At 64.6% G+C, this 24,779-nt stretch carries 20 protein-coding genes and 2 tRNA genes; 15 read left to right on the top strand and 7 right to left on the bottom strand.

Annotation, left to right across the window (positions count from 1 at the left end):
• Positions 1-30: 30 nt before the first annotated feature.
• From tig to KIH78_RS01700, 4 genes are all read left to right on the top strand, one after another.
• Positions 31-1,398, top strand: a complete 1,368-nt coding sequence (tig, locus tag KIH78_RS01715; protein WP_219130961.1) for a trigger factor — start codon at positions 31-33, stop codon at positions 1,396-1,398.
• Positions 1,399-1,583: 185 nt separating this feature from the next.
• A complete protein-coding gene (locus KIH78_RS01710) occupies positions 1,584-2,900 on the top strand; it encodes a chloride channel protein (RefSeq protein ID WP_219130960.1) in 1,317 nt (438 codons plus the stop codon).
• Between the two features lie 53 nt (positions 2,901-2,953).
• A complete protein-coding gene (locus tag KIH78_RS01705; RefSeq protein WP_219130959.1) occupies positions 2,954-4,438 on the top strand; it encodes a class I SAM-dependent DNA methyltransferase in 1,485 nt (494 codons plus the stop codon).
• The gene (locus tag KIH78_RS01700; protein WP_219130958.1) at positions 4,438-5,616 is read left to right on the top strand and encodes a restriction endonuclease subunit S; all 1,179 of its coding nucleotides are present in this window, start codon (positions 4,438-4,440) and stop codon (positions 5,614-5,616) included. Before KIH78_RS01705 ends, KIH78_RS01700 begins: the two co-directional genes overlap by 1 nt.
• A gap of 18 nt (positions 5,617-5,634) precedes the next feature.
• Here KIH78_RS01700 and KIH78_RS01695 read toward each other — a convergent pair whose 3' ends face one another.
• Entirely contained in the window at positions 5,635-6,201 is a 567-nt protein-coding gene (locus KIH78_RS01695) for a PIN domain-containing protein (protein ID WP_219130957.1), read from the bottom strand.
• Between the two features lie 32 nt (positions 6,202-6,233).
• A complete protein-coding gene (locus KIH78_RS01690) occupies positions 6,234-6,758 on the bottom strand; it encodes a helix-turn-helix domain-containing protein (RefSeq protein WP_219130956.1) in 525 nt (174 codons plus the stop codon).
• Between the two features lie 202 nt (positions 6,759-6,960).
• Here KIH78_RS01690 and KIH78_RS01685 point away from each other — a divergent pair, with 202 nt between their 5' ends.
• From KIH78_RS01685 to KIH78_RS01650, 8 genes are all read left to right on the top strand, one after another.
• Positions 6,961-10,383 carry a DEAD/DEAH box helicase family protein gene (locus KIH78_RS01685; protein ID WP_219130955.1) on the top strand — a complete coding sequence of 1,141 codons (3,423 nt, stop codon included), beginning with the start codon at positions 6,961-6,963 and terminating at the stop codon, positions 10,381-10,383.
• Between the two features lie 109 nt (positions 10,384-10,492).
• On the top strand, positions 10,493-11,107 hold the full coding sequence (locus tag KIH78_RS01680) for an ATP-dependent Clp protease proteolytic subunit (RefSeq protein WP_214314828.1): 615 nt from the start codon (positions 10,493-10,495) through the stop codon (positions 11,105-11,107).
• Between the two features lie 5 nt (positions 11,108-11,112).
• Entirely contained in the window at positions 11,113-11,814 is a 702-nt protein-coding gene (locus tag KIH78_RS01675) for an ATP-dependent Clp protease proteolytic subunit (protein ID WP_214314830.1), read from the top strand.
• Between the two features lie 123 nt (positions 11,815-11,937).
• Positions 11,938-13,272, top strand: coding sequence for an ATP-dependent Clp protease ATP-binding subunit ClpX (gene clpX / locus KIH78_RS01670; protein WP_214314832.1), 1,335 nt, complete (start codon positions 11,938-11,940; stop codon positions 13,270-13,272).
• 106 nt (positions 13,273-13,378) lie between these two features.
• Positions 13,379-13,455 (top strand) — tRNA-Arg (locus tag KIH78_RS01665).
• A 34-nt stretch (positions 13,456-13,489) separates the two neighbouring features.
• Positions 13,490-13,563: transfer RNA gene (locus KIH78_RS01660), tRNA-Arg, on the top strand.
• Positions 13,564-13,796: 233 nt separating this feature from the next.
• Positions 13,797-14,987: a Na+/H+ antiporter NhaA gene (locus tag KIH78_RS01655; protein ID WP_236034354.1), complete on the top strand. Its 1,191-nt coding sequence runs from the start codon at positions 13,797-13,799 to the stop codon at positions 14,985-14,987.
• A gap of 92 nt (positions 14,988-15,079) precedes the next feature.
• Positions 15,080-15,844 carry an LOG family protein gene (locus KIH78_RS01650; protein WP_219130953.1) on the top strand — a complete coding sequence of 255 codons (765 nt, stop codon included), beginning with the start codon at positions 15,080-15,082 and terminating at the stop codon, positions 15,842-15,844.
• Positions 15,845-15,850: 6 nt separating this feature from the next.
• Here KIH78_RS01650 and KIH78_RS01645 read toward each other — a convergent pair whose 3' ends face one another.
• The 3 genes from KIH78_RS01645 to KIH78_RS01635 form a co-directional block, all read right to left on the bottom strand.
• Positions 15,851-16,522 (bottom strand): O-methyltransferase, encoded by a 672-nt coding sequence (locus tag KIH78_RS01645; RefSeq protein WP_214314845.1) that lies wholly within the window; start codon positions 16,520-16,522, stop codon positions 15,851-15,853.
• A 137-nt stretch (positions 16,523-16,659) separates the two neighbouring features.
• Positions 16,660-17,589 (bottom strand): succinate dehydrogenase/fumarate reductase iron-sulfur subunit, encoded by a 930-nt coding sequence (locus tag KIH78_RS01640; protein ID WP_219130952.1) that lies wholly within the window; start codon positions 17,587-17,589, stop codon positions 16,660-16,662.
• A gap of 126 nt (positions 17,590-17,715) precedes the next feature.
• The gene (locus KIH78_RS01635; protein WP_219130951.1) at positions 17,716-19,614 is read right to left on the bottom strand and encodes an FAD-binding protein; all 1,899 of its coding nucleotides are present in this window, start codon (positions 19,612-19,614) and stop codon (positions 17,716-17,718) included.
• A gap of 181 nt (positions 19,615-19,795) precedes the next feature.
• Here KIH78_RS01635 and KIH78_RS01630 point away from each other — a divergent pair, with 181 nt between their 5' ends.
• The 3 genes from KIH78_RS01630 to KIH78_RS01620 are packed head-to-tail and all read left to right on the top strand — an operon-like array spanning position 19,796 to position 23,312.
• Positions 19,796-20,260, top strand: coding sequence for a YraN family protein (locus KIH78_RS01630; RefSeq protein WP_420830090.1), 465 nt, complete (start codon positions 19,796-19,798; stop codon positions 20,258-20,260).
• Positions 20,260-21,798, top strand: a complete 1,539-nt coding sequence (locus KIH78_RS01625; RefSeq protein ID WP_219130950.1) for a YifB family Mg chelatase-like AAA ATPase — start codon at positions 20,260-20,262, stop codon at positions 21,796-21,798. The genes KIH78_RS01630 and KIH78_RS01625 overlap by 1 nt, the downstream gene beginning before the upstream one ends.
• Before the next feature lie 14 nt (positions 21,799-21,812).
• A complete protein-coding gene (locus KIH78_RS01620; RefSeq protein ID WP_219130949.1) occupies positions 21,813-23,312 on the top strand; it encodes a DNA-processing protein DprA in 1,500 nt (499 codons plus the stop codon).
• A gap of 22 nt (positions 23,313-23,334) precedes the next feature.
• Here KIH78_RS01620 and KIH78_RS01615 read toward each other — a convergent pair whose 3' ends face one another.
• Both KIH78_RS01615 and KIH78_RS01610 read right to left on the bottom strand, forming a co-directional pair.
• The gene (locus tag KIH78_RS01615) at positions 23,335-23,694 is read right to left on the bottom strand and encodes an MGMT family protein (protein ID WP_236034330.1); all 360 of its coding nucleotides are present in this window, start codon (positions 23,692-23,694) and stop codon (positions 23,335-23,337) included.
• Positions 23,695-23,716: 22 nt separating this feature from the next.
• Entirely contained in the window at positions 23,717-24,598 is an 882-nt protein-coding gene (locus tag KIH78_RS01610; RefSeq protein ID WP_219130948.1) for a bifunctional hydroxymethylpyrimidine kinase/phosphomethylpyrimidine kinase, read from the bottom strand.
• Between the last annotated feature and the right edge of the window lie 181 nt (positions 24,599-24,779).

Below are 24,779 nucleotides of genomic sequence, written 5' to 3'. Positions count from 1 at the left end.
GAACACAACGACTTTTCAGGAGCGTTTAGCGTGAAGATCAGCGTTCGTAACCTCGAACCCACCAAGGTGAAGCTCACCATCACCGTCGAGCCGGAGGAGTTCGACCCGTACCTCGATGCCGCCCGCAAGGACATCGCCAAGCAGGTGAACGTGCCGGGCTTCCGCAAGGGCCACGTTCCGGGCAAGCTCATCGACCAGCGTTTCGGCTTCGGCGCCGTCGCCGGCGAGGCCGTCAACGAAGGCGTGCCGGAGCTGTACTCCAAGGCCCTCGAGGAGAAGAAGATCCACCCGATGGCCCAGCCGGAGTTCGACGTCGTGGACGTGCCGGAATCCGCCAAGGACGAGAAGAAGCTCAAGTTCACCGCCACCGTGGAGCGTCGCCCCGACATCGAACTGCCGGAGATCGAAGGCATGGAGATCGCCATCGCCGCACCGGAGGTCACCGATGAAGACGTCGACAAGCGCCTCGAGACCCTGCGCCAGCGCTTCGGCACCCTCGTGGGCGTCGACCGTCCGGCCGCCAAGGGCGACTACGCGAACATCGACCTGTCCGCCGAGATCGACGGCGAGGTCGTCGACTCCCAGGAGGGCGTGAGCTACGAGCTCGGCTCCAACACCATGCTCGACGGTCTGGATGAGGCCCTCGAAGGCCTGTCCGCCGGCGAGGAGACCACCTTCGAAGGCACGCTGGAGGCCGGCGAGCACGAGGGTCAGAAGGCCACCGTGAAGGTGAAGGTCAACTCCGTGAAGGCCGAGGAGCTCCCGGAGCTCAACGACGACTTCGCCCAGGAGGCCTCCGAGTTCGACACCCTCGACGAGCTCAAGGCCGACATCCGCAAGGCCGCCGGCGAGGACGCCAAGGGCCGTCAGGCCACCGAGGCCCGCGACGCCTTCCTGGCCAAGCTGGCCGAAGGCCTCGAGATCCCGGTGCCGAAGGGCGTGAAGGCCGCTGCCGTCGAGGAGCACCTCAAGGGCCTGACCCCGGATCCGGAGAAGGCCACCGACGAGCAGAAGCAGCAGGCCGAGGAGGGCGCCGAGAAGGAGCTCAAGGACCAGATCCTGCTCGACACCCTCGCCGAGAAGATGGACGTCCAGGTCTCCCAGGCCGACGTGTTCAACTTCCTCGCCTCCATCGCCCAGCAGTACGGCATGGACCCGAACGCCTTCATCCAGGCCATCATCAAGAACGGCCAGCTCGGCTCCGCCGTGCAGGAGGTCGGTCGTTCCAAGGGCCTGCTCGCCGGCATGCGCGCCGTCAAGTTCACCGCCAACGGTGAAGAGGTCGACCTGTCCGCCTTCCTCGGCGAGGCCGCCGAAGACGAAGAGGCCGAGTCCGTCGAGGCCGCTTCCGCCGCCGCCGCCGTGGCCGACGAGCTGTCCGCCAAGGACGGCGAGTGAGCCCAGCCGCGCAGTAGCGTGATGTGATGCACGGAGGCTTGGAACCCTTGGGTTCCAAGCCTCCGTTTCGTTATGCGGCGACGCCGCGTGGACCGTGGCCGCCCATCGCCGGGGCGGTTTATCGGTATGGTTTCGGTCGGACCAACTGCAGATGGTTTCGGATGGCTTCGGATGGGGAGGGAACAATGACGGTGTGGAAAGACGTCCGTGTCAACCGGATGCTGTGGCTCGTCGCCGCGACGCTCGTGCTGGGCTCGCTGATCGGCGCGGGAGCCGGCCTGCTCACGCTGCTGCTGTACGGCGTCGAGCATGTGATGCTCGGGTACGTGGAGGGTGCCGGCGCGCCCGGTCCGTTCGCCGTGCCGGCCGTGCGTCGCGCCGTCTCCGTGACCGTCGGCCTGTCGCTCGCGGGTCTTGCCTGGTGGCTGTTGCGCACGAAAACGACGAAGGTGCCGTCCGTGAAGAAAGCGGTCGCGGGGGAGCGGATGCCCTGGTGGCAGACCGTCGTGCACGTCGTGCTCCAGATCTTCATCGTCGGTTCCGGCGCGTCCATCGGCCGTGAGGTCGCGCCGCGCGAACTCGGCGCGATGCTCGCCCAACGTTTCTGCGATCTGTTCCATATCGGCCATGAGGGCGACGCCGCAGGGCTCGCCGACCGCCGCATGGTCGTCGCCGTCGCCGCCGGCGCCGGCCTGGGCGGCGTCTACGATGCGCCGCTCGCCGGCATGTTCTTCGCCGTGGAGATCCTGCTCGCCGATGTGACGCTCGAGAAGGTCGGGTTCGCGTTGGGCATGTCCGCCACGGCCGCGTACGTCGCCTCGCTCGTCAAGGGGCGTCACACGTTCTACGCCGTCGCCGGCATGACCGCCGACTATACGCCGAGCCTCATGCTGTTCGCCCTGCTGTGCGGAGTTGCATGCGGTGCGGCCGGCGCGTTGTTCCGTAAGGGTTCCTCGTGGGCGACCGCGCACCAGCCGAAGGGTGCGGCGCTCCTGTGGCAGATGCCGCTCGCCGGTTTCGTCACCGGCCTGATCGCCGTGTTCGCGCCGCAGGTGATGGGCAACGGCCGCGCCGCCGCCCAGCTCGCCTTCGACGGCATGGCCGGCTCCGCCGGTACCGTGGGATCCGCTCAGGTCTGGTCGCTCGTGGGGCTGCTGGCGGTCACGTTCCTTGTGAAGGCCGCGACGACGCTCGCCACCATCCGTTCCGGCGCGTCCGGCGGCGTGCTCCAGCCCGGCATCGCGCTCGGCGCCGCGTTGGGCGCGACGCTCGGCATCCTCTGGTCGTTCGCGTTCCCCGGCGATCCGGTGGGCGTGTGCGCGCTCATCGGCGCCGCCGCGCTGCTCTCCGCCTCCCAGCAGGCGCCGCTCATGGCCATGTGCCTCGTCATGGAGCTCACCGAAGCCCCCATCACGCTCTTCGTTCCCGTCGGATTGGCCGTCGCCGTTTCGGCCGTCCTGTCGCACCGACTGCTGGACAGGAGTGTTTCGTCGCGCCGATGAACGGCAAACGGTACAGTGGGAGCAGCATGTGAAAGAATCCGGAAAGGAGTTGGATGATTACCGGGGCTGTGAAGAACAAGGTCGATGACATCTGGCAGCGCATGTGGGAGGGCGGTATCACCAATCCGCTCGAGGTGATCAGCCAGCTCACCTACCTCATGTTCATGAAGTCGCTTGACGACAAGCAGCTCGAAGCCGAGCAGATGGCGCAGCTCACCGGTATTCCCGTCGGCAAGCTCACGTTCCCGGATACGCCCGAAGGCCAGCGTCTGCGCTGGCATAATTTCAAGAACGAACCGGCCGAGCAGATGTTCGCGACCGTCGGTCAGCATGTGTTCCCATTCCTGAAGACCCTGCACACGGGCAACGCGTTCGCCGAGAGTATGGAGGATGCTTCGTTCGGCTTCAACAAGCCAAAGACACTCGAACGTGCGGTCGCCGGCATTGATGACCTGCTGACGAACTACGTCAAGGACCAGGATGATCTGGGTGACCTGTACGAATACATGCTGAGCAAGCTCAACACGGCCGGTGCGAACGGCCAGTTCCGCACGCCCAAGCATATTCGCGACCTCATGGTCGGTCTCCTTGACCCGAAGCCCGGCCAGATGATTGGCGACCCGGCGTGCGGCACCGCGGGATTCCTGATTTCCGCGGCCGAATGGATTCGCCGCACCTATGGCGACACGATGAGCGCCGACCAGTGGAACCTGTTCGAAGGCGAGCAATTCACCGGCTTCGACACCGACCAGACAATGGTACGCATCGCTGCAATGAACATGCTGCTGCACGGCGTCGAACACCCCGACATCCGCAATCAAGACAGCCTGTCAAGGTTGAACACGATCCGCAGCAGGTTCGACGTGATTCTCGCCAACCCGCCGTTCACCGGTTCCGTGGATGTCGAAGACATCGACGACTCGCTTAAAGCCATTGTGGAAACCAAACAGACCGAACTGCTGTTCGTGGCTTTGTTCCTGCGCATGTTGAAGCTCGGCGGCCGCTGCGCGTGCATCGTGCCCAACGGCGTGCTATTCCGCTCCAACGCAAAGGCGTATCGTGAACTGCGCCGCGAACTGGTGGACCATCAGCGTCTCGAGGCGATCATCTACATGCCGTCCGGCGTGTTCAAACCGTATTCGGGAGTGAACACCGCGATCCTCGTGTTCACCAAAACCGATGCGCCGAACAGCACCGACAGGGTCTGGCTGTACAACATGGAACACGACGGCTACACGCTCGACGACAAACGTGACGAGGACCCGACGCACAACGACATCCCCGACATCCTCGCACGTTGGAAGGATCTCGAGTCCGAAGGCGCTCGCGAGCGCACCGAGCAGAGCTTTATGGTGACGCGCGACGACATCGCCGCCAACGACTACGACTTCAGCTTCAACAAGTACGTCAAGGTCGAATACGAGCGCAAGGAATACCCGCCGACGAGACAGCTCATGGCCGAATTGCGCGGCTTGAACGCCAAGTTCGTGGACGGCCTCGACGCCCTCGACGCCATGCTTACCAAGGATGGTGAGTGATGGGGGAGCGGAAGTTGATGACTCTTCAGGACGTTGCGACATGGGGCAGTGGCGGTACTCCTAAGCGCGGCATGTCAGGATACTTTGGCGAAGGTGTGCCTTGGCTGTCGGTCTCTGATTTGAATGATGACATTGTCATGGACGCGAAGGAATCGTTGACGGCATCCGGCATTGATAACAGCTCTGCAAAAGTGGTGCCGGCTGGAACGGTTCTGATTGCGATGTACGCTTCCATCGGGAAACTGGGAATCGCTGGACGTGAATGCTGCACATCACAGGCGATCGCTTTTGCGAAACCGAAAACAGAGATCATTGATCGCTGGTATTTGTTTCACTATCTTCGTTCACAACGACAGCAGTTCAAAGAATCCAGCAATACCGGGACCCAACCCAATATCAGTCAGAAAATTCTCAAGGCATGGCCCATCGTTGTTCCTGATATGCAGGAACAGAAGGAGATTGTACGGAAGCTGAGCGCTGTTCAGGAACAGATCAAAGTTGCCGAGCAGATGCTCGCCAAAGCTGACGAACTCATCCAATCCCGCTTCATCGAGATGTTCGGTGATCCATCCGAGAACCCTCATAGAGCGTCGGTTGTCAATCTTGGCGATGTTTTGTCGGTGCAGCCGTCGAATGGGTTGTATAAACCTCAGAAAGACTATGTGACTGACGGTTCGGGAATCCCGATTGTCCGAATTGATTCTTTCCGTCGTGAAGGTCCTGATTATGGTTCTTTGAAACGTCTTGTCTGTAATACTGCGGAGGTTAAGCGATATGGACTTCAGGAACGGGACATCGTTATTAATCGGGTGAACAGCGTCGGTTACATGGGGAAGACGATGCTAGTTAAGAACATGCCTGAGACGGTTGTTTTTGAATCTAATATGATGCGACTGCATGCTGATAAGAGTCGAATGCTGCCGGAGTTTCTGTGTGCGCAGATGACGTCTGAATATTCGAAAGAGTATTTTGAAAACCATGCAAAACGAGCTATCGGACAGGCAAGTATCAATCAAAAAGATGTTAAGGGATTGCCTGTTCTAGTACCGTCTCTTTCGGCGCAGACGGAATATATCGAGTTCGTCGCGTCGGTGGAATCCCTCAAAACCACCATTCGCCAACAGCTCGATCGGCTGAACACCCTCTACGCCAGCCTCACCCAACGCTACTTCGCCTAAAACAGACTGTCCTTACGGTCAGCTTCGTTCGTAGAGCGCGTCGAGAATCGGATACAGTCGTTCGGCGAATCGAGGCAGTCCGCATCGTTGGAGCATGTGTGCGTAATCCTCCGGTGTCTGCGGATACGCCTTGTAGCTGATGAGCGCCGCATAACATACCTGTGCAACCCGTCCGGGATCGAGGTCGAGCACGTCCAGCAGAAAATCATCCGGGTGTTTGACCTCGATATGCAGAGGAGCGGTAGATGTATCCGGAAAATCCTTGAGATTGAACGTCACCAATGTCTGTGCAGGTGAGTGATCGGCGGCTGCAAGCACATGGCGGTCCTTGGCGTCGCAGGTCATAATGGGGATCAGACTGTCGAAGCCGGTAACGAGCGCGTCGGGGAAGGCAGACTCCATTGCCCGGATGCGTCGATTCGCCCTATCCTTTCCGATGCGCGGCGAAAGATTCCTATAGAGCTCCGTGAGTACAGTTTCCGACCAATAGGGCGTGAAAAACCGTTCTTCGGCGAGACGAAGCACCAAATCGTTGACGATCTCGCCGAAGAGGCTGCACGTGTCGAAAAATACGGGGAAACTCATGAATCGCCTTTCACGCCGGTCTAGTGATGCCGTCAGGGGATCAGAGGGTTGTCTAGAGTCTCCCTCGGGTCTTCGTCGGCGGCGAGCTCATCGAACATGCCGACATTGTCGTGATGCCGGACATTCATGTATTCCTGCAGGTCGGCGAGCAGCACGCGACGGTGGCGGCCGACCTTTTCGAACGGGATCACGCCGTCCTCCAACAACTTCACCAGCGTAGGGCGTGAGACACCGAGGAAATCGGCTGCATCCTGTGTGGTGAGCATTGTGTCATACGGGGCCACGAACACGGCTCGACCGCGAGCTAATTGATCGGCGACCTGCATCAGCACATCCGCCAGCTCCGGTGTGAGCGGTCGTGCCGGAGAGCCGGGCACCTTAAGCGTCGCGACAGGGAAATCCGGCTGGTCGGACATGTCGTCAAACACGGCGTCGGAAGTCTCCCTTGTGCCCTGTGCGATATGGGACAGGGCTTCCTTGATATCCATAAGCCGACGGCGATCCTCCGCGTTGGGCATATACGTTGTGGCATCGCTGGCAAGACTGCGTGTTCCCATGATGGACCTCCTTCTCAGCTGTAATGGCAATCATGCAATGCCATATCAGCATACCAATAAACGAAATATTCGAAAACTCTTACGTGTTGGCTGGTGTCGATCGATAAGGACGAATCGTCGAACGTAATGATTCCGCACGTTGTACGATAGCGTTGGATAGGCGACGATGGATGCCGTGACGTGGCGCATAAGGGAGGCTGATATGGCCAACTTCTCGTTTCTGCAAGGCCAGGATGACTATGTGATGTTCGCCGACGCCTGCCTGGAGGCGGAACGGGCGCTCTCGCTGTCACCGACCATCAGCGCGCTCGCTGCACGACGCGCGTTCGAACTCGCCGTCAAATGGGTGTACGCCGCCGACGACACCATCAAGCCGCCATACAAAGACAACCTGCAATCCCTTGTCCACGAACCCACCTTCCGCGCGGCGCTCGCCGACAATCACCTGTGGGAATCCCTGCAATACGTCATCAAAGCCGGCAACATGGCCGCCCATCGCAACGCGCAGCTCAAAGGCGAAGACGCGATGTTCTCATTGCGTATCCTCTTCGCGTTCATCCAATGGATCGACTACTGCTACGGGCGCCATTATGTCAAGCGCATCTTCGACCCCAAACAAGTACCGGCTGTCAGTCGCGTGCTCGCCGCCAAAGCGCGCAAAGTGCAGGAGGATGCCGCCCGCAAGGAATACGAGGCGCAAATCGGCGAGCAAACCAAGCAGATCGCCGAACTCGAAGCGCAAATACGTGCGCTCAGCGGCCAACTCGCCGAACGCAAGGCGGAACAGCCGCCCATGCCGCAGACGCCCGCCGACGAACTGAGCGAAGCGGAAACCCGCCGCCGCTTCATCGACCTCGACCTGCAACTGGTCGGCTGGAATATGGGACGCGACGTCATCGCCGAATATCCCGTTACCGGCATGGAAGGCAACACCGGCCAAAAAGGCTACGTCGACTATCTGCTCAATGGGCGCGATGGCAGACCACTGGCCATCATCGAAGCCAAACGCACCGCCTACGATCCGGCCAAAGGCCTCCAACAAGCACGCCTGTACGCCGACTGCCTCGAACGCCAATTCGGCTATCGGCCGCTCGTTTTCCTTTCCAACGGATATCAAACCTACTTCGTCGACGACGATCACGGCTCCTACCGTCAAGTCGGCGAAGTCTTCGCGCAGGACGACCTGCAGCGCATCATCAACCGCCGCCGCAGTGCTGTCGACCCGGCCAGTGTGCCCGTCAACCGTGATGTCGCCGGCGGCAACGGACGTTACTATCAGCTTGAAGCCATTCAAGCCGTGTGCGACAACCTCAACCAAGGGCAGCGACGCAGCCTGCTCGTCATGGCCACCGGCACCGGCAAAACCCGTGTGTCCGCAGCGCTCACCGACGTGCTCATGCGCGCCGGGCTGGTCAAGAACGTGCTGTTCCTCGCCGACCGCATCGAACTCGTCAGCCAGGCAAAAAGCGCGTACGGCGAATACTATCCAAACTGGTCGCTCTGCAATCTGTGTGACAACAAACACGACACCGATGCGCGCGTCGTCTTCTCCACCTATCAGACCATGATCAACGCCATCGACGCGGAAACCGGCACCGACGACAAACCGGTCTTCTCCGCCGGGCACTTCGATCTCATCATCGTCGACGAAGCACACCGGTCGATCTTCAAGAAATACAAAGTCATCTTCGACCATTTCGACGCGCTCATGGTGGGACTCACCGCCACGCCGCGCAACGAAGTAGACCGCAACACGTACGACTTCTTCCAAGTGCAACACGGCGTACCCACCTACGTATACGAATACGCGCAAGCGCTCAACGACAACGTGCTCGTACCGTTCGTCAACGTCGAAGCGAAAACCAGATTCGTGGACGAAGGCATCACCTACGACGACCTCTCCGACGAGGACAAGGAACGTTACGAGGAGGACTTCGGCGACCCCGACCTTGATGATGAGAATGACGATGGTGATGTGCCCGAACATATTGACGCAGCCGCAATCAACACGTATGTGATGAACCCCGCCACTGTAGACACCGTGTTGGAAGATCTGCACGATAATGGCATAAAAACCAACGGTGGCGAACGGCTCGGCAAAACCATCATCTTCGCCGCCAATCAAGCGCACGCGCGATACATCGTCGAACGCTACGCGGCACGCTATCCCAAAGAAGCGGCGCACGGTTTCATCAAAACCGTACTGCACAGCGACGATTACGCGCACAGCATCATCGCCGAATTCAAACGCAAACCACTGCCGGTAATCACCGTATCGGTCGACATGATGGACACCGGTGTTGACGTACCCGACATCGTCAACCTCGTGTTCTTCAAAACAGTACGTTCCAAAATCAAATTCTGGCAGATGATCGGCCGTGGAACCCGCTTGAGCGCGGACCTCGACTGCGTAGACAATATTGACGGCGAATACGTTGGCAAACGTCGATTCAAAATTTTCGATTATTGCGGCAACTTCGCATTCTTCCGTGAACAAACCAATCCCGTTGAAGACAAACCCTCCGCATCGGTGAGTGAACGCGTATTCGCACGCAAAGCACAGCTCATCCAAGCATTCCAAACTGGTGAATACGCGAGCGATTCGCATATTACGCAATGGCGAGATGCGCTTATTCAAGACCTGTGCGGGCAAATCAATTCATGGGATACCACCAAAGTCGCAGTGCGAGCCAAACGCGAATACGTGGAACGCTACCGCAAGCCGAACGCATTTGCCGCCCTCAATGAGCTGCAGGTGCGCGAACTCATGCGCGAGCTCGCACCACTGGCACACTATGACGAAACAGACGTGGCCGCATTGCGATTCGACGCACTCATGTACGCGCTGATGGTCGAAAGCGCAGCCGGCCGCTCCACTGCGGCGTACGCGACGAAAATCCGCTCAATCGCCACACGATTGCATGAGCGCATGACCATTCCACAAGTGAGTGAACAACGCGAACTCATCAACGCGATCGTCGACGACGAACAGTATCTGAGTGCTATGCCGGTTGGCGAACTCGAACAGATCCGCCTACGTTTGCGCGGACTGATCCGATTCCTCGCGGATGCGGGTAACCGACGAGTAATCATCACCGATCTGGCTGATCCGCTCATCGAACGCAGCGAAAATGAGCCGTTCGACATCACCGAACACTACGAAGATTACAAACTCAAAGTCAACCGGTACATCAACGAGCATGGAGATGACCCCGTCATCTACAAGATTCGGCACAACCAGCCGGTGAACGCTGACGATTACAGCGAGCTCGAACGTATCCTCGTCGAACTGCTCGGCACGAAAGAGCAGTATCAGGCCGCTTACGGCAACACGCCGTTCGGTCTGCTCGTACGCCGTATCGGCAGACTGGACCACACGGCCGCGATGGAAGCGTTCGCGTCGTTCATCAACACGCATACGCTCAATCAGGCGCAAATCAGCTTCCTGCATATGATCGTCGAATACATCGAACGCAACGGATACCTGGAAGCGGAGCAACTCGCCAAACCGCCATTCGACAGGCCGCGGCCGATATTCAAACTGTTCGACACCGCTCAGGCGATGGATCTGATCATGTGCATCCGCAAGGTCGAGGCCAATGCTCTGAAGCCGGAGGGAGACTGAGCGTGCACGAGTACGCGTCGAGCCGAAAGCGGGCGGAAACGCGCCCTCCGTCGCTTGAAGGCGGTAGGCTTGAACACTGTCTATGACAGTATTCGAAATGGAGAACAAGGTGAGCGACACTCTTGCAACCCTCCCGGCCATGGCGGGCGAGGACGCGCCGGCCGGATTCGCCGATCCGATCTTCAACCGGCTCCTCAAGGACCGCATCATCTGGATGGGCGAGGAGGTCAAGGACGACATGGCCAACCGCATCTGCGCGCAGATGCTCATGCTGGCCGCGGAGGACCCGAAGAAGGACATCTGGCTGTACATCAACTCGCCGGGCGGTTCCATCACCGCCGGCATGGCCATCTACGACACCATGCAGCTCATCGAGCCCGACGTGGCGACCGTGGGCCTCGGCATGTGCGCCTCCATGGGCCAGTTCCTGCTGAGCTCCGGCACCAAGGGCAAGCGCTTCCTGACCTCGCACGCCCGCGTGCTCATGCACCAGCCCTCCGGCGGCATCGGCGGCACCACCACCGATGTGCGCATCAACGCCGAGCTCATCATGGACATGAAGAAGACCATGAGCGAGCTCACCGCCGAACAGACCGGCCACACGGTCGAGGAGATCTACCGCGACAACGAGTACGACCACTGGTTCACCGCCACCGAGGCGCTGGAGTACGGGTTCGTGGACAAGATCATCACCACGCACGATTCGATGACGAAGGGAGAGTGAGCAGCATGGCAAGTGAGGAAGCGAAGTTCGCCGCCCGCGCCGACCGTCTGGCCGGCCCCGCCGGCGTCGTCGGCTTCATGCCGGCCGCGCGCCGCGAAGCCGCGTTCAACCCGCAGAACCGTTACATCCTGCCGCAGTTCGAGGAGAAGACCCCGTACGGCTTCAAGAGGCAGGACCCGTACACGCGCCTGTTCGAGGACCGCATCATCTTCATGGGCGTGCAGGTGGACGACACCTCCGCCGACGACATCATGGCCCAGCTGCTCGTGCTGGAATCCCAGGACCCGAACCGCGACGTGATGATGTACATCAACTCGCCGGGCGGCTCGATGACCGCCATGACCGCGATCTACGACACCATGCAGTACATCAAGCCCGACGTGCAGACCGTGTGCCTCGGCCAGGCCGCCTCCGCCGCGGCCATTCTGCTGGCCGCCGGCACTAAGGGCAAGCGCCTCATGCTGCCGAACGCCCGCGTGCTCATCCACCAGCCGGCCATCGACCAGGGCTTCGGCAAGGCCACGGAGATCGAGATCCAGGCGCGCGAGATGCTGCGCATGCGCGAATGGCTCGAGAAGACGCTCGCCAAGCACACCGGCCAGTCCCAGGAGAAGATCGCCAAGGACATCGAGGTCGACACGTTCCTCACGGCGAGCGAAGCCAAGGAGTACGGCATCGTCGACGAGGTGCTCGAGCACCGCCAGTAGGCGATCGGCCGAACGCGGAAACCCTCATGGCGCTACCCCCGGATCGGACGATCCGGGGGTACGCTTATCCAAAGGGCCGTGACGCGCGGTCCGAAGAACAGGACATCGCGGCAAGGAGGAAGCATGGGGCGTGTGGTGAGCTACGGCGACGACGTGCCGGTCTGCACCTTCTGCGGCAAGACCGAACATCAGGTGCGCAAGCTCGTCACCGGCCAGGGCGCCGCCATCTGCGACGAATGCATCGAACTGTGCGTCGGCATCATCTCCGAGGAACGACGCAAGGACGCCGCGGCCAACACGCTCGCACTGCCCACGCCCATGCGTATCAACGAATACCTCGACCGTTTCGTCGTAGGCCAGCAGGCCGCCAAACGGGCGTTGTCCGTCGCCGTATACAACCACTACAAGCGCGTCAACATGGAACTCGAGGAGCAGTCTACGCAACTCGAGCGGACGCACCGGCGCGCCCTCGGCGGACGGCGCCGCGACCCGCTCGCCGGCGTCGAAGTCGCCAAATCGAACATCCTGCTCATGGGGCCGACCGGAGTCGGCAAGACGTACCTCGCCCAGACGCTCGCATCGGTCATGCACGTGCCGTTCGTCATCACCGACGCGACCACCCTCACCGAAGCCGGGTACGTCGGCGACGACGTCGAAACCGTGCTGCAGCGTCTCCTCCAGGCGGCCGACGGCGACGTGTCCAAAGCGGAGCACGGCATCGTCTACATCGACGAAATCGACAAGATCGCCCGCAAAAGCGGGGAGAACACGTCCATCACACGCGACGTGTCCGGCGAAGGCGTCCAACAGGCGCTCCTCAAGATCCTCGAAGGGACCATCGCCAGCGTTCCGGCCGAAGGCACACGCAAGCACCGCGACCAGGAGACCATCCAGATCGACACGCGCGGCATCCTCTTCATCTGCGGCGGCGCCTTCGTGGGGCTCCCGGACATCATCAGGACGAGGCTCGGCGCGCGCGAAAGCGGCTTTGGCGCCGCCTGGCGCGAGCATCCGATTCCGGAGAACGAACTGCTCGAACACGTCACCGCCGACGACCTGGCGGAATTCGGGCTGCTCCCCGAATTCATCGGACGCCTCCCCGTGATCAGCGTGCTCGACGAACTGGACGGGCAGGACCTCGAACGGATCCTCACCGAACCCAACAACGCGCTCGTCAAACAGTACATGAAGCTGTTCGCCATGGACGGCGTCGACCTGGTCTTCACCAAGGAGGCGGTCCACCAGATCGCCGCCACCGCGATACGGCAGGGGACCGGCGCGCGCGGACTGCGCACCATCATCGAACGCACCCTGCAGGACACCATGTTCCGGCTGCCCAGCATGCCGGACGTCAAGCAGGTGATCGTCGACAGGGCCTCCGTCACCGGCGAGGGCGCACCGAAGCTCGTGACGGACGGGACGGCCGCCGCGGAGCCGCGCCGTCGGCGTGCGGCGTGACGCGACATGACGTCATATGGCGGCACACGGCGAGGCACGGCGCGACACGCCGACTTGCATAACAAAAAACAATGGGTAATATAACTCGAGTTGCTTGAAGCAACATGCGCCGGTAGCCCAGCGGATTAGAGCAGCTGACTACGGATCAGCAGGTCGCAGGTTCGAATCCTGTCCGGCGCACCACTCCTCGCCGCGAGGAGGTTAATACACGCGGTATGCGCCGGTAGCCCAGCGGATTAGAGCAGCTGACTACGGATCAGCAGGTCGCAGGTTCGAATCCTGTCCGGCGCACGCTGAAGCCCTCGGTTCCGTATGGAGTCGGGGGCTTTTCCAATATTCGCATTCGCCTAGGCGCGCACGCGTCATCGGCGCCACGGAACGGTGGAAGGCGGCACACCATGACGGAACGGGACACGACGCGGAACGGCGGACAGGCGGGACGTGACGGACGCAGGCGACGCGACGGACGGCTCCGCCGTACGCTACGCCGCATCGCGGCCTCCGACCGCCTCTGCGGCCTCATCATGCTGGGATTCGCGTTCCTCGGCCTGATCCTGGCGAACCTGCCCGCCACCGCGCACCTGTTCGAAACGGTCGCGGAGACGCAGATCGCCATACCGCACACCAACATCGACCTGCCCATCGGACATTGGGCGCAGGACGGCCTGCTCACCATCTTCTTCCTCACCGTGGGGCTCGACCTCAAACAGGAGCTCACCACCGGATCGCTCGCCAACCCGAAGGCCGCCGCCGTGCCGATGCTGTGCGCCGTGGGCGGCATGATCATGCCGCCGATCCTGTTCCTCGCGACCACCATGCTCATGTCGCGCTACGGCCCAGGCCCGGAAGGCGGCCTCGTGCTCACCACCACCGGCAGCGTCATCCCGTTCGGCGAGATGGCGCGCGGCTGGGCCGTCCCCACCGCCACCGACATCGCCTTCTCCCTGGCGGTGCTCGCCCTGTTCGCCAAGGCGCTGCCCGGCTCGATCCGCGCGTTCCTCATGACCCTCGCCACCGTGGACGACCTGCTCGCCATCGTCCTCATCGCCGTGTTCTTCTCCTCGCTCAACGCCTGGTACTGGTTCATCGGCATCGCCGCCTGCGCGGCGGTCTGGGCGTTCCTCGTGGGCCTCAGACGCGTGCCATGGCCGCTCGTCGCCATCGTGGGCGTGCTCGCCTGGACCATGATGTTCGAAGCGGGCGTGCACCCCACGCTGGCCGGCGTGCTCGTCGGCCTGCTCACCCCCGCGCGCGAGATCCATGGAGAGATCACTCCGCGTGCCGAACGGTACGCGTCCAAGCTCCAGCCGTTCTCCGCCCTGCTCGCCCTGCCCGTCTTCGCCCTGTTCGCCACCGGCGTCCACTTCGAATCCCTCACGCCCGCGCTCATGCTCTCGCCGCTCGTCATCGCGCTCATCGTCGCCCTCGTCGTCGGCAAGCCGCTGGGCATCATGGCCACCGCATGGCTGTCCACGCACGTGTTCGGCCTGAAGATGGCGAAGGGTCTGCGCGTGCGCGACATGTTCCCCGCCGCATGCGCATGCGGCATCGGCTTCACCGTGGCGTTCCTCGTCGCCTCGCTCGCCTACGACAACCCGGAGCTGTCCGCGGAGGCGCGCTTCGGCGTGCTCGTCGGATCGCTCATCGCCGCGGCCCTGTCCGGCGTGCTGCTCAGCCGGCAGTCGAAACGCTACGAGCGCGAGGCGGCACGCTGACGTCGACGATGTCCCGGCGACGCCGACGTCGCGTCCCGCCCCCACACATCCGCATCCGGCGCACGACGTCGACCAAGCGGTAGAATCGCCGTATGCACGACGACTCTCGCAACGAATCCGGCAACACGCCGTACGCCATGACCTACCATCGCGGCCCGGTCATCATGCGCGGCGACATGATCCCCCATGACAGCACCACCGCCAACCTGCTCAAGACGGATGAAAGCACCGACTGGCTGCACATGGATCCTTGGCGGGTGCTGCGCATCCAAAGCGAATTCGTCGACGGCTTCGGCGCGCTCGCCGAACTCGGCCCCGCCGTCGCCGTGTTCGGTTCGGCACGCACCGGCGCGGACACGCCCGACTACGCGGCCGCGGAACGCATGGGCGCGGGCATCGTGCATGCGGGCGCCGCGGTCATCACCGGGGGAGGACCCGGCATCATGGAGGCCGCCAACAAGGGTGCGGCGCTCGCCGGCGGCAAGTCGGTGGGACTCGGCATCGAACTGCCGCACGAGCAGGGCATCAACGACTACGTGAACCTCGGCATGAGCTTCCGGTACTTCTTCGTCCGCAAGCTCATGTTCGTGAAGTACAGCTCCGGCATCATCGTGTGTCCGGGCGGATTCGGCACCCTGGACGAGATGTTCGAGGTGCTCACCCTGGTGCAGACGCACAAGGTGGCGTCCATGCCTGTCGTGCTGTACGGGCGCGACTACTGGAGCGGGCTGTTCGACTGGCTGGACGGGCCGGTGAAGGAACGCGGCATGATCTCCGGCGTGGACCCGCGTCTGGTGACGGTGACCGACGACGTGGACGAGGCCGTGAAGGTCGCGACGAGCGCGCTGACGGTCTGAGAAACGTCAGTTCTTGACGGCGATGAGCAGTCCGGTGCCCATGGACGTGAGCGTGGCGCGGAACCGGTCGTCCGATTCGACGGTGTCCAGCAGCTCGCGCATGGCCATGGCCTTCTCGGAACGGTCGGCCGGGTCGAGTACGCCGGCGCCCGCGTCCGGCCCCTCCATGGCGAGCATGTCGGTGAACACGATGACGCCGTGCCCGCGCAGCAGACGCGACGCCTGCTCGTAGGTGGCGGCGTAGTTGGACGCCTCGCCGGACACGACGATGAGGTCATAGTCCTGCCCGTTGAGCCGGGGGAGGAACACGCCGACGGGGGCGCTCACGGCGCGCAGCTTCGTCGCCGTGGAATCCTGCACCACGTCGAAGGCCTTGCGGATCAGGGCGATGCCGCGCGTGGAGGAGTCGACGGCGGTGAGCTGTCCGGACCCGTCGAGCCCGCGGACCAGCTCCAGCGTGTCCATCACCGAACCGGTGCCCACGGCGATGATGGATTTCGCGCCGATCAGGCGCACCAGCATCGACAGCGCCTCGGCCTGGGCAGCGCCCGACTGCGGCAGTCCGGCCCGTTCCGCCGTCTGACGGATGCTCGCCATGGCCGGCGTCTGTCGGGAGACGGCATGGTCCTCCACGTACTCCCAGGCCTTCGCCAGATTCATGTATTGCGTCTTATCCATGTTCGTTCCTTCACAATGGTCCGTCGACCCGAATCAGGCCGCGGACCGGGTTCCGTGGTGCGTGCCGTTCTGCGCTCCCGTGCCTCCGCGCCCGGGGCGTGCTTTTCCGCCGCCGGCTGCTGCGGCCGCGGCCGAGGCTACCGTTCGCGGACCTTCGCCACGATCTGCCACATCTCCTCGCCCACGTCGATGCCGCGGGGGCATTGGCGGGTGCAGGCGCGCACCGACTGGCATGCGGCCACGCCGTCCGCCGTGTCGATCGCGTCCATGCGCGCCATGGCCTGCGTGTCACGCGAATCGTTGACGAACCTGCTCGCCCAGATGAGGGCCGCCGGGCCGATGAACGCGTCGCCGCCCGCGAACACGGGGCAGGACCCCTCGCACACGCCGCAGGCGATGCAGTTGCTCAGCTGCTCGTACTTCGCGAGCTCCTCCGGATGCTGGAGGTATTCGAACACGTCCACCTTGCCTTCCGCGGTGGTGGCGAGCGTGCCCTGCGCCTGCAGGTACGGCTTGAGCTTCCTGATCTGGTCGAGCATCGGGTCGATGTCCGCGATGAGGTCGCGTTGCACGGGGAATCCGGGGAGCGGGGCCAGTTCGATGACGCCGAGGCTCGTATCGTCGGTGGGGGAGTCGGTCGCGTCGGCGTCGCCGGTGTGGCGGAAGCCGTCGTCGTCCGCTTCGGAGAGCGGGTTCGGATGCTTGGCCCAATCCTTCAACGTGGCCGTGCACAGCAGGTTCGGCGTGCCGTTGATCGCCACCGCATCCGAACCGCACATGCCGTGTCCGCACGAATAGCGGAAGGCGAGCGTCGGGTCGATGGTGCGTTTGATGGTGAGCAGGCAGTCGAGAACGGTGTCCTCCGGGCGGGCGGGGACCGTGTACTCCTGCACCCACTGCCTGCCGCGCGGGCGGCGTCGCGCCGGCGCGTCGGACGATCCGCCGAACGGCGACTTGCGCCGGGCGAACGGGCTGCCGCCCCTCGCCCGGTCGCGTTCACGCTCCGCACGCGGCGTGAAACGGTTCACCTTCACCGTCACCGTGGTCACGTTCGAACCGTCCGCCATGCGCGCCTCCTCTGTCCGTGCCGCCCGATACGACGGAATCGGGCCCAAAACAACATTCCATTGTTGCATAAGCCGTGGCCGTGCGGACCGTCGCACCGGCATGGTCCGCACGGTTCGTTCACATGGTCAGTATTCGCGCGCCTTCGGCGGGATGTCGACGATATGCACCGGCTGCCAGGCGACATCGCCGGCGGCGTCGGTCATCGAATGTGCCAGGAAGCGTTCGTCGTCGCGTTCGGGGAAGTCCAGACGCCTGAGCGAACCGCGCGATTCGTGGCGGGCGTCGGACGCGTGGAGCAGTGCCTCGGCGAGCGTGAGCAGGTGGCGCACCTCCCAGATGGCCGTGACCTCCTGGTTGAACGCGGCGGTCTTGTCATGCGCCCCGAGGGCCGTGGCTCGCGGCCTGATGTCAGTGTCCAGCCGTTCGACCGCTTCGGCGATGGTCGCCTCGCTGCAGCGTACGGCGAGGGCGCGTTCCATCACCGTGCCGAGCGTGGCCATGAGCGCGTAAGGGTTGTCGGCGGCGCCGGTTCCATCCGCGCCATCCCCGTTCTCCGGGGCGTCCGCTGGCCCCGCGAGCAGACCGTCGAGGTCGTCCTTGCGGGCCTTCGCCGCGTCATCGCCGGCGGCGGTGAGCGTCTCGTCCGACGCGGCCACGTCCGGATCGTCCGCGGCCATCGGATCGGCCACCGGGCCTTCGGCGATGCGCGCGGCCATCGTACGGCCGGCGCGCGTGCCGAACAGGCAGGCGTCGAGCAGCGAGTTGCCGCCCAGACGGTTCGCGCCGTGCACGGACACGCACGAGCATTCGCCGGCGGCGAACAGGCCGTCGACCACGTGGCGTCCGCCCTCGGACCAGCGGTAGACCTCGCCGTCGGTGGTGACCGGGATGCCGCCCATCGTGTAGTGGGCGGTCGGCTTGATCGGCACGAGACTCTTGGACGGATCGATGTTCGCGTACTTCTCGATGGTCTCGACGACCTGCGGTAGCACGGCGCGCATGTGGTCCGGGTCGATGCCGGTCATGTCCAGCCACACGCAGTCCTTCGGACCGTCCGGATCCTTCGGGTCGGCGACGCCGCGTCCGGCGTCGATCTCCGCCATGATGGAGCGGGAGACCACGTCTCGGGCGGCGAGGTCCGCGTGTCCCGGCGCGTAGCGTTCCATGAACGCCTCGCCGTCCGCGTTCCTCAGGACGCCGCCCTCGGCGCGCGCCGCCTCGGACAGGAGGATGCCCGTGTGCGCCAGGCCGGTGGGGTGGAACTGCACGAACTCGACGTCCTCCAATTGCAGGCCGGCCGCGAGCGCGAGGGCCATGCCGTCGCCGGTCAGGTCCCACGAGTTGGAGGTGGTGTGGAACAGCCGTCCCGCGCCGCCGGTGGCGATGAGCACGTTGCGTGCGTGCACGGCGTGCACGGCGCCGGTGTGCGTGTCGAACGCGACGACGCCGGCCGCACGGGTCCCGTCGTCGGCGAGGACCAGGTCGGTCACGTACCATTCCTCGGCGAATTCGACGCCTTCGGCCACGCACTGCTGCCAGAGCGTGTGCAGGATCTGGTGGCCGATGCGGTCGGCCGCGTATGCGGCGCGTTTGACCGGTGCGCCGCCGAATTCGCGCGTGTGACCGCCGAAGCGGCGTTGCGCGATATGCCCGTCCTCGGTGCGGGAGAACGCCACGCCCTGGCGTTCCAGGTTGATGACCGTTTCGGGCGCGTATTGCGCGAGCAGCTGGGCCGCGTCCTGGTCGACGAGCCAGTCGCCGCCCTTGACGGTGTCGTAGTAGTGCCAATGCCAGTCGTCGGATTCGATGTTGCCGAGCGAGGCGGCGATGCCGCCTTCGGCCGATCCGGTATGCGAGCGCAACGGCTGGAGCTTCGAGACCACGAGGATCCTCGGTTCGATGTCGTTCGCCTTCAGCTCCGCGATTCCGGGGGAGCGGAGCAAACCCAACGCCGCGGACAGGCCGGCCGCTCCGGCGCCGACGATCACCGCATCATACATGTCTTCCAACTGCTTCGGACTCATACCCCTCATTGTTCCATAAGGGCGGACCGGGCCGGGCGCGCGAATGCAAAGACCCCTGACGAACGGTGGATAACCGTCCGCCTGTCCACACGCCGTCCACAACACGCCGGGAGGGGTGGGGTCGGGTACACATTCCGCGCTCCGATTGCCGGCGGGACGCCGCGGCCCGCACAGTGGTCCCATGGACACCACAACGACGACGGTGACGCCGGAGACCATGACGTCCGGCATGCTGCCCTCCGTCCCCGACCTTGACGCCGCGGCGGGGCCGTTCGCGGACGGGGCGCTGCCCGCCCGCGCGCTGGGAGCGGCCGGCGAGGACTATGCGGCCGCCTGGCTGCGCTCCCGCGGCTGGACGGTCATCGACCGCAACTGGCGGTCGAGGTACGGCGAGATCGACATTGTGGCGCTCGCCCCGGAACGCCGCATCGTGTTCGTCGAGGTGAAGACGCGGCGGACCATGCGGCACGGGACGCCGCAGGAGGCGGTCACCCCCACCAAGCAGGCGAATCTGCGCCGTGCCGGCGTGCAATGGCTGCTCGCGCCGGAGCATCGCGTCGCGCATGTGGGCGTGCGGTTCGACGTCGTCGCCGTGACGGTGCACGACGGCCGCCCATGCATCCACCACATTCCGGGGGCGTTCTGATGGCCATCGGCAACGCGCTGTCCGTGGGGCTCATCGGATTGAAGGCGTTTGTCATCACCATGCAGGCGTTCATCAGCCCCGGCCTGCCGTACTTCTCCATCATCGGTCTGCCGGACGCCTCCCTGTCCGAGGCTCGCGAACGCGTGAAATCGGCGTGCCAGGCGGCCGGCTTCCGCTGGCCGGAGACCCGGGTGACGGTGAACCTGTCGCCGGCGTCCCTGCCGAAACGCGGCTCCTCCCACGATCTGGCCATCGCGGCCGCCGTGCTCAGCGCCGCCGGAGCCATCCCGCACGACTGCCTCATCGACACCGTGGTGATGGGCGAGGTGAACCTCGACGGCACGGTCCTGCCGATCAACGGCGTGTTGCCCATCCTCCTGCACGCGCAGGAGCGCGGCGTACGCCGCGTGATCCTGCCGGCCGGCAACATGGACGAGGCGAACCTCATCGGCGGCGTCGACGTGCGCGGCGTCCGCCACGTGGGCGAGCTCATCGAGCTCATGGGCGGGGACGCCGACTACCGGGCGCCGCAGGAGCCGGACGGCATGCGCCCCGCCATGCCCGTGGACGTCCAGACGCCGCCTCCGCAGGGCGATATGAGCGAAGTGGTGGGGCAGGAGCATGCGAAATGGGCGTTGGAGGTGGCGGCCGCGGGAGGACACCACCTCATCATGGTGGGGCCGCCCGGCTCCGGCAAGACGATGCTGGCCTCGCGCATGCCGTCGGTCATGTGCCCGCTGACGCGTGAGGAACAGCTGGAGGTGGCGTCCATACGCTCCCTGTGCGGCACCCTGCCCGAGTACGGCATCACGGGCACACCGCCGTTCGAGGCGCCTCACCACACGTCATCCACCGCGGCGCTCGTGGGCGGCGGCGCCGGCCTCGCGCAGCCGGGCGCCATCACGCGTGCGCACCGCGGCGTTTTGTTCCTCGACGAGGCCCCCGAATTCTCGTCGCGCGCCCTCCAGACGCTGCGCGAACCGCTGGAATCCGGATACGTGTCCCTGTCCCGGGCGAAGGGCACCACCTACTATCCCGCATCGTTCCAACTGGTCATGGCCGCGAACGCATGCCCGTGCGGATTCTCGTACGGCACCGGCGAACGATGCACCTGCACGCAGCAGGAGCGCCGTCGGTACTTCGCGAGGCTCTCCGGACCGATTCTCGACAGGGTGGACATCCAGATCGAAGTGCCGCCCGTCTCACGCATCATCCGCGACGAGGACGTACTCGAACCCAGGGAATCCAGCGAGACGATTCGCGCGCGCGTGATCGCCGCCCGGCACGCCGCCACCTCCCGGTATGCGGCCCACGGTTGGACCTGCAACGCGCAGGCATCCGGTTCATGGATGCGGGCGAACATGTCCGCCAAAGCGCTCGAACCCGTCAACCGCGCGTTGGAGACCGAACGGCTCAGCCTGCGCGGCGCCGACCGGGCCATGCGCCTGGCATGGACGCTCGCCGACCTCGCCGGCATGGACTCGCCCAGCCGCGAGGAGACCGGACAGGGCATCGCATTGCGCACCAAGCTCATCTGACAAGGAGACCTCTCATGAACGCCGTCACGCATACGGTGGCGAACACCGTGACGAACACGGACGCCCATCCCCGCGCGGACGCCACGCCGCACCCCGGACCCGACAGGAACGCGCTGGCCCGCGCCGCGCTCACCTTCTGCCTGGACGGCGCCGACGCGCTGATGTACGCCGCCGTCAAAGGCGCCGGCGACGCCGCGACCGTACTGGAACTGCTCATCGCCTCACGCGACGGCACGGCCGGTGCCGGAACCGCGCAGAACAGGCTCGAACACCTGTTCGCGCTCGGACTGGCACGTTGGGGACGCAAGGTGACCGCCCGGGGCATGGGCGTGTTCCGCGACGCGGCCGGGGAATGGCGCTCACGCCTCGGGCGGCTGCCCACCTTAGACTGGGAGACGCTCGACGGCTGGTTCACCATGGACGGAACCCAATGGATCATCACCCCCGGAACCCCGATGTGGCCGAGCCAGCTGCAGGATCTGTCCACGCGCAAGGACTGGGCGTCGCCCCTATGCCTGTGGGGCATGGGGGACGCGCGGGCACTCACCAGCTGCGGCAAGCCGCTGGCCGTGGTCGGCTCCCGCGGCGCCACCGACTACGGCAGAGGCGTGGCACGGGAGACCGCGGCGCTCGCCGCCGGACAGGGGCATCTCGTCGTATCCGGCGGCGCGCTGGGCGCGGACGCCGCGGCGCATTGGGGAGCCCTGTCCGCATGGGAGCATGCGGGCACGGGCGGCGCGGGAAGGACCGTGGCCGTGTTCGCCGGCGGGCTCAACCATGTGGGACCACCCTCGAACCATCGCCTGTTCGAGGCGATCGTGGCCCACGGCGGCGCATTGATCAGCGAACTATGCCCCGGCACGGTCCCCGAGGCGAGACGGTTCCTCCTGCGCAACCGGATCATCGCCGCGCTCGCCGACCAGGTGGTGGTGACCCAGGCGCGGCTGCGGTCCGGCGCACTCAACACGGCCGGCTGGGCGTGCGACCTGGGGCGCGGCGTGATCGCCGTGCCCGGAGACATCACCATGCCGCACAACGCCGGATGCAACCAGCTCATCGCCGAAGGCAAGGCGACGATCCTCGCCTCCACCGGCGAGATCGCCGAACTCATGCATCCGGGGCACCGGCCGTGCATCCCGGACGACCATGACGGGAACGACGGCCAGGCCGTCGTCGGAGCGATCCGCGCATGCGCGCGACGGCATGCGCCCGCGACCGCGGACACGCTGCTGGAGATCCTCAACCGCAGTCCCGGACCACGGTCATGGACCATGCCGAGACTCATGGGACGGCTGGGGGAGTTGGAGATGGACGGCGCCATAGCCCGTCGTGGCGGAGCCATACGGCTCATCGAAACGACACCGGAACAGGCGTCGGGAACCGCGAAACAGACGTCACGGGAACGTCTCGCGCCGTCGATGAGGGCAGGAGCCGGACCCTACGGCGAAACGATGGAAGCACCGGCGGAGGACGAACACGTCAAGGGAACCGAGGAACGGGCTCCGGACGCCTAGCCGGAAAGGCCCGTCCCGGACGTCACGCCTCCCAACGGCAGCGGGCGAGGTCCACGCGCCAGCCGTCCGCGCCGGCGGCCTCGCCGTCGGACGGAGGAACGAACACGACGCCCTCCTCCTCGAGCAGCGCGCGCTGCGCATCCGGTCCGCCGAACGCGAACCCGGGCGCGAGTGAGCCGTCGCGAAACACGACCCGATGGCAGGGGATCACGCCCGGCTCGGGGTTCGCATGCAGCGCGAACCCGACGAACCGGGCGTTGCGCGGCGCGCCCGCCAATGCGGCCACCTGCCCGTAGGTGGCGACTTTGCCCCGCGGGATGCGCCGCAGCACCTCATACACGCGGGCGTTGAACGGCTTGTCCACTACGTCGTCCTGCATCATGACATCATCTCGTCGACGGGAATCAGTCGTCGGCGGCGACCAGCGAGGTGAGGTCCTTCAGGTCGAGCTCGAAGCTCACGCCACGTTCCTCGTAGTGCGGCTGGTTCCTGGTGTGGCCCATTGCATGCCGCACGAACTCGCCGGCGATGCGCGCCGACTCGGCGAGCCCGCGGCCCGCCATCACCGCGCCGCACAGGGCCGAGGCGAACGCGTCGCCCGTGCCGTGGATCATGTACGGCAGTTTGGCGTGCGCGATCTCCGTCTTCGCATTCACGCCCACGGAGGCCGAGACGACGTAGTTGCGGATCAGCCCGTCGCCGCGGTCGATGCCCTTCAACACCACGTTCCTCGCGCCGAGGTCCAGCAGCGCGCCGAGCAGCCCGTCGACCGCCGCATCGTCGAGGTCCCGGCCCGGATAGTCGCGTCCGGTGAGGATGGCCGCCTCGGTGAGGTTCGGCATCAGCACGTCCGCGCCGTCCGCCAAGGCTCCCATCGCCTCGCACAGTTCGGGCGTATACGTGGGGTACAGTTCGCCGCCGTCGCCCATGACCGGATCGACCAGACGCAACGCACGCGGGTATTCGGCGTACAGGCGCTGGATGATCGCCACTTGATCAGGAGAGCCCAGGAACCCGGAGTAGACGCCGTCGAGCTCCACGCCCTCCGCGCGCCACGCATCGAGATATCCGGGGAGGATGTCGGTCGTGTCATGGAACGTGAACGTCTCGTACTTCGTATGCGCGGAGAACAGGGCCGTCGGCACCGGGCACACGTCGCATCCCGACGCGGACAGGATCGGGATCGCCGCGGTCAGCGAGCATTTGCCGTAGCCGCACATGTCGTGCACGGCGGCCACGCGCGGAATGTAGTCCGGATCACGGTCGTACAGGGTCACGTCACTCATCACAGGACTCCAATCATGCGTCTCGGGGAAAGTCGTCGTATGGGACACGACTGTAGCCGCACGCCGGCCACGGCGTGTCGCGGTCGTCCGGCCGCTTTTTTCGACGGCCGCCGCACGCCGCGACGTCAATGATGCCAAGGCTTGATAAGACCCTATAGGCAAGCCCGATAACGTCGGGCTT

The sequence above is a fragment of the Bifidobacterium saguinibicoloris genome (assembly GCF_019331725.1).
Lineage (GTDB): Bacteria > Actinomycetota > Actinomycetes > Actinomycetales > Bifidobacteriaceae > Bifidobacterium > Bifidobacterium saguinibicoloris.
The sequence above is the reverse complement of the archived record's forward strand: the minus strand, read 5'-3'. Positions and strand labels throughout refer to the sequence as shown.

Coding starts and splice junctions, on each gene's coding strand:
- KIH78_RS01615 (WP_236034330.1), bottom strand. CDS start 23,694: ATGATGCAGGACGACGTAGTGGACAAGCCGTTCAACGCCCGCGTGTAT.
- KIH78_RS01675 (WP_214314830.1), top strand. CDS start 11,113: ATGGCAAGTGAGGAAGCGAAGTTCGCCGCCCGCGCCGACCGTCTGGCC.
- KIH78_RS01685 (WP_219130955.1), top strand. CDS start 6,961: ATGGCCAACTTCTCGTTTCTGCAAGGCCAGGATGACTATGTGATGTTC.
- clpX (WP_214314832.1), top strand. CDS start 11,938: ATGGGGCGTGTGGTGAGCTACGGCGACGACGTGCCGGTCTGCACCTTC.
- KIH78_RS01695 (WP_219130957.1), bottom strand. CDS start 6,201: ATGAGTTTCCCCGTATTTTTCGACACGTGCAGCCTCTTCGGCGAGATC.
- KIH78_RS01655 (WP_236034354.1), top strand. CDS start 13,797: ATGCTGGGATTCGCGTTCCTCGGCCTGATCCTGGCGAACCTGCCCGCC.
- KIH78_RS01610 (WP_219130948.1), bottom strand. CDS start 24,598: ATGAGTGACGTGACCCTGTACGACCGTGATCCGGACTACATTCCGCGC.
- KIH78_RS01705 (WP_219130959.1), top strand. CDS start 2,954: ATGATTACCGGGGCTGTGAAGAACAAGGTCGATGACATCTGGCAGCGC.
- KIH78_RS01690 (WP_219130956.1), bottom strand. CDS start 6,758: ATGGGAACACGCAGTCTTGCCAGCGATGCCACAACGTATATGCCCAAC.
- KIH78_RS01645 (WP_214314845.1), bottom strand. CDS start 16,522: ATGGATAAGACGCAATACATGAATCTGGCGAAGGCCTGGGAGTACGTG.
- KIH78_RS01640 (WP_219130952.1), bottom strand. CDS start 17,589: ATGGCGGACGGTTCGAACGTGACCACGGTGACGGTGAAGGTGAACCGT.
- KIH78_RS01700 (WP_219130958.1), top strand. CDS start 4,438: ATGGGGGAGCGGAAGTTGATGACTCTTCAGGACGTTGCGACATGGGGC.
- KIH78_RS01620 (WP_219130949.1), top strand. CDS start 21,813: ATGAACGCCGTCACGCATACGGTGGCGAACACCGTGACGAACACGGAC.
- KIH78_RS01635 (WP_219130951.1), bottom strand. CDS start 19,614: ATGAGTCCGAAGCAGTTGGAAGACATGTATGATGCGGTGATCGTCGGC.
- KIH78_RS01710 (WP_219130960.1), top strand. CDS start 1,584: ATGACGGTGTGGAAAGACGTCCGTGTCAACCGGATGCTGTGGCTCGTC.
- KIH78_RS01630 (WP_420830090.1), top strand. CDS start 19,796: ATGGACACCACAACGACGACGGTGACGCCGGAGACCATGACGTCCGGC.
- KIH78_RS01625 (WP_219130950.1), top strand. CDS start 20,260: ATGGCCATCGGCAACGCGCTGTCCGTGGGGCTCATCGGATTGAAGGCG.
- KIH78_RS01650 (WP_219130953.1), top strand. CDS start 15,080: ATGCACGACGACTCTCGCAACGAATCCGGCAACACGCCGTACGCCATG.